The 4588-nt window shown below is 52.1% G+C and carries 3 protein-coding genes; all 3 read left to right on the top strand.

Going from position 1 to position 4588, the window contains the following annotated elements; genetic code table 11:
* Positions 1–482: 482 nt before the first annotated feature.
* From QNA08_RS18865 to QNA08_RS18855, 3 genes are read left to right on the top strand one after another with little or no spacing between them, the layout of a single operon-like run.
* Positions 483–2477 carry a hypothetical protein gene (locus QNA08_RS18865; RefSeq protein ID WP_283742276.1) on the top strand — a complete coding sequence of 665 codons (1995 nt, stop codon included), beginning with the start codon at positions 483–485 and terminating at the stop codon, positions 2475–2477.
* Positions 2478–2512: 35 nt separating this feature from the next.
* Entirely contained in the window at positions 2513–3601 is a 1089-nt protein-coding gene (locus QNA08_RS18860; RefSeq protein ID WP_283742275.1) for an acyltransferase, read from the top strand.
* Between the two features lie 21 nt (positions 3602–3622).
* Positions 3623–4396 carry a polysaccharide deacetylase family protein gene (locus QNA08_RS18855; RefSeq protein WP_283742274.1) on the top strand — a complete coding sequence of 258 codons (774 nt, stop codon included), beginning with the start codon at positions 3623–3625 and terminating at the stop codon, positions 4394–4396.
* Positions 4397–4588 lie beyond the last annotated feature (192 nt).

Genomic DNA, 4588 nt, shown 5'->3' with positions numbered 1-4588 from the left:
CTCGTTGAACCTGCTCTTCTTCACGTCCGTCTCCTGAGGTGACGGACTCTCATTCAAATCGAGGGATCAGGAAGGGGGCAGGTCATCGGTCGTCGTGGACCAGTTCGCCAACTGGCTGCAACGTGCGGGACCGGAACGACCTATCGGGCTCATGAGGAACGTGGAGATGTTATTCATGACTGCTCAGTAAATTATAACAAATCCATAATATGTTTAGTCTGCCTGTATCATGTCTATCAATAGTGTATAGAATTTCGCTTATGCAATCTACTCAAATAAAAGACCGCTTTCTCAATGATATATTATTTAAAATGACACTTAAATATTCTTGTTCTCGGTGAGCTTGCGTGCGCCTTGCCTGGCCTTTGACAGCGACCTCATTCTGGCTTAAGCGTGTATCAGTGCTCTACTGCCCACAGCAGGGTCTGTGGTGGGTATGGCAATCTCGCATCGACTTCAAGATACCATTGGACACATAGCCCATGTGTGGCATTTTCGGTCTCGCGGTCGCGCGCGACCATGCAATGGAAGAGCGCGATTGGTCGGCCAGCCTTGCCAAGCTGTTCAAGCTTTCGGAGAAGCGCGGAAAGGAGGCTGCAGGTATTGCTATTGCGCTCCGCGATGAAATCCTGATTCACAAGGATTCCGTCTCGGCCAGCGCGATGATGACGACCTCCAATTATACATCACTCGTCCGGCGGGCCTCTCAGTGGTTTGGTCGGTCGGATCTCCAGGCTAGTGCTCTTGCTGCCGTCGGGCATTCGCGCCTTGTGACGAATGGCTTCCAAGGCATTGAAGCAAATAATCAGCCAGTCAGTCGGGACGGCGCGGTTGTCGTTCACAACGGCATTGTGGTCAACGTGGCCGATCTCTGGGCTCGCGAAGCGGCCCATGGTCTTGCGCCTCGAGCCGATGTTGATACGGAGATCATCGCGGCCCTTATTCAGAAACATCGGCGACATGGCCAGGATATTCGCGGCGCTTTGCGAGCGGTATTCGCCGATATTTATGGCGAGGCATCTATCGCGATGCTTATGGCAGATTTGGACTCGCTCATTCTCGCCACCAACACGGGCTCGCTCTATTTGTGTCGCGCCGCGAGCGGAACAGGTTTATTCTTCGCCTCCGAACGTGCGATATGCGCGCAGTTGATGTCAGGGCCGGATGCCATTCCCGGTTTTGTCGGTGGTGAGATCATTCATCTCAAGCCTGGACAGGGTGCTGTCGTCTCCCTTGGGACGCTTGAACTCGACATATTTGCCGTCGAGCCGCGAGGGGAGGTTGGTCCTGCTGCAGTTAATGGTCTCTGCACTCCGGCCATCGAGCCGATGCTGAACACGCAGCGCCGGATCGAGGAGAAGTCCACACGATTGAGGGAGGCGATCCGCGGACTGCGCCGATGCAGCCGATGCCTCTTGCCGGAGACGATGCCCTTCATCGCCTATGATGCGGAGGGGACGTGCAATTATTGCCACAGCTATAAGCCATGGGTTCGACGGCCGGAGGCGGACCTCGAGGCCGAACTGGCGAAATATCGCTCGAGGGATGGAAGCCCAGACTGCGTGGTTGCATTTTCGGGAGGGCGTGACAGCTCATATGGTCTGCACCTTCTCAAGACGAAATACGGGATGACGCCGCTGTGTTTCAGCTATGACTGGGGCATGGTGACCGATCTCGCCCGGCGCAATCAGGCGCGCATGTGTGGCAAGCTCGGTGTCGAGCACATCTGGATATCCGCTGACATTAAACGGAAGCGGGCCAACATCCGCGCCAATGTGCTTGCCTGGCTGAAGAAACCCGATTTAGGTATTATTCCACTCTTCATGGCTGGGGATAAGCAGTTCTTCTGGCATGCAAGTGAGACAATCAAAGCGACCGGTATCGGGCTGTCTGTATTCTGCACCAACAGGCTTGAGAAAACGGATTTTAAGACCGGCTTCCTTGGCATCGCGCCCACCGACGAGGAGATGCGAAACAGGCCGTCCTCGCTCAAGCTGAAGTCGAAGCTGGATCTCGTTTGGGGCTATGGTAGCCGGTTTCTGGCGAACCCGCGCTATCTGAACCGATCGATTCCGGACACGCTCTTCGCTGCTTTCTCATACTATGGACTGAACCAGACGCATCTATTCATGTTTGATTATGTTGAGTGGGATGAAGCTGAGATCAACAGAGTACTTATAGATGAGTATGACTGGGAATGTGCGGCTGACTCGCCATCAACGTGGAGAATCGGCGACGGGACAGCTCCATTCTACAATTATATTTATTATACCGTGGCAGGATTTACTGAGTTCGATACATTTAGATCGAACCAAATCCGGGAAGGAATGATCTCGCGGGAGCGAGCGTTGGAGGATCTGGAGCTCGTGAATGAGCCGCGATGGAAGGCAATACGTGAGTACACTGGCCTCCTGAACATTGATTTCGACGAGACTGTGCGGGCGATTGAGTGCATTCCGAAGCTTTATATGCGTTGAGAGGCTTTCGGTGAAGAAGCGAAGCAAGGGCGACAATGATGAAGCGCTTCATGGGGAGCATTGCGGATCTGCCTTTCTCGCATATCGTCAAGTATGCGTGGATGCCTTCTTCCTTGAAGAGATTTGTGTATAGTCTCAAGGGGTATAGAATTCATCCAACGGCCAGAATTGGTATTGGGTCTGTAATTGTCGGCGATGTTGTTGACATAGGCCCTGAAGTAAAGATTGGCCCGGCGTCGATAATATGCGGGCGGCGTGTGAGCCTTGGGGCAAGGGTCCGTATTGGTGCGTTATCTGCGATCCAGAGTCCCATAATTGAGGTCGGCGAGGGAACTCGTATTGGATCCCAGGTGATCGTCGGTGGACTTCAGACGCCTCGTTCAGTATTCAAAATGGGAAGAAACTGCATTTTGATGGAGTGGAGTTTTATCAATACTTCGATGGAGGTTGTAATTGGCGATGAGGTTGGAATTGGCGGGCATTGTCTATTTTTCACACATGGATTGTGGCCAAGCGCCTTCGACGGTTTCCCGGTGAATTTTGGACCTATTTATATCGAGGATCAGGCTTGGCTGGCGTGGCGTGTTTCAGTCTTGCCGAATGTCACTGTTGGTCGTCAAAGCATCATAAGCACTGATGCCTGTGTCAACAAATCGATACCTGCTCGTAGTCTCGCTGGCGGCGTTCCCGCGAGGGTTATACGAGAAGACGGTGATTTCATACAGGAGCGGTCCGGGGCGCAAAATTGGGAATTGCTGCTTCGTTTGATGGACGAATATGCAGACTGGGTGAGTTTTCAAGGGGGAAAAGTGAGCCGACGCGAGGCCGGGGTCTTCTCCTTCTTCTCACCAAATGGTCAGGGGGATTGTATTGTAATGCAGGCGATTGGCTCAAATCTCGAGCTGGCCCTAAGTTTAACGGGCAATGAGCGGTTGCTGATTTGCCTCGAGCATATTTCCAGGGAAGATCGCGATAAGCTTGAGAAGAAGGGGTGGTCATGGTTCGACATTTCTTCGCGTGAGCGCTCTGTCCTCGGCGCTGCATTCACCGATCACGTCGAGGAATTCCTGCGTCGAGCTGGGCTAAGGATGCTCAAGTATGGAAGATGGAATGCGGGAAGCTAAAGCGCGCGAGTCGGGGGAAGCGTGGTGATGTTTGTAAGAGATTTCACACTCCAGGCTTACGCATCGGTGATCGATGCCGCCTTGAAGGCGGGTTATGATCTAATGCCTGTTGTTGATTGGCTTCACGAGCCGCGCAAAGATGGTAAAATTTTGCTGTTGCGCCACGATGTTGATCGGTGGCCTCAGAATGCCTTAGCTGTGGCTGAGATTGAGGCCAGACGTAATGTTCGCTCCACGTTTTATTTTCGTACGGTTGGATCTGCATTCAATCCTGCAATTATCCGTCAAATTAGCGACCTTGGCCACGAGGTGGGTTATCACTATGAAGATTTTTATACGGCCGCTTATGTGCCGGAGAGGGCCATCGCATTGTTTGAACGGAATTTGACTAAGCTAAGGAGAATTGCGGATATAAGGACGATTGTTATGCACGGGAGTCCGCTCTCTAGATACAACAATATGGAGTTGTGGAAGCATTACGACTTTCAGAAATTTGGTGTTTTGGACTGTATTCTGTCTTATGATTGGAGTGATTTTGTTTTCTTTACTGATACGGGTCGTCGCTTTGACTCTTCTGTAACGAATCTGAGGGACTCGATCGGTGCAAGAACGGCGCACAATGTTCGCACATCTCGTGATTTGCAAGAGTATCTTTCTGAACGTCGGCATCAGTATGTTCAGTTCAGTACTCACCCGGAGCGCTGGAACGACGGGTTGTTTCGCTGGAGCCAGAAGTGGATGGTTGATAGAATTGCAAACTCGATAAAGAGAGGTATTTGCCTGCTCTCTCGCTGAATTATTTCCATTTGTCGATCAAAGCCGTGGACCGGCGACAGACGATTGACCTGCCTCCGGTTTCCTGGACCGGTCTTTGCTGGGAAAATCCAGTGCTGTGAGCCCCGTCTGCTGTGATGACGTTGCCCCTGCGATCTAATCCGGATTGAAGTTCGTTCTGGCCCACTGAGAGGACCAGGACATGAAGCGCAG

Origin of the sequence: Chelatococcus albus (assembly GCF_030067675.1) — a bacterium.
Taxonomy (GTDB): Bacteria; Pseudomonadota; Alphaproteobacteria; order Rhizobiales; family Beijerinckiaceae; genus Chelatococcus_A; species Chelatococcus_A albus.
Note: the sequence above shows the minus strand (reverse complement) of the source record. Positions and strands in the feature narration are given on the sequence as shown.

Excerpts from the sequence above, each read along its gene's own strand:
- QNA08_RS18865 (WP_283742276.1), top strand. The coding sequence starts at position 483 with ATGTGTGGCATTTTCGGTCTCGCGGTCGCGCGCGACCATGCAATGGAA.
- QNA08_RS18860 (WP_283742275.1), top strand. The coding sequence starts at position 2,513 with ATGATGAAGCGCTTCATGGGGAGCATTGCGGATCTGCCTTTCTCGCAT.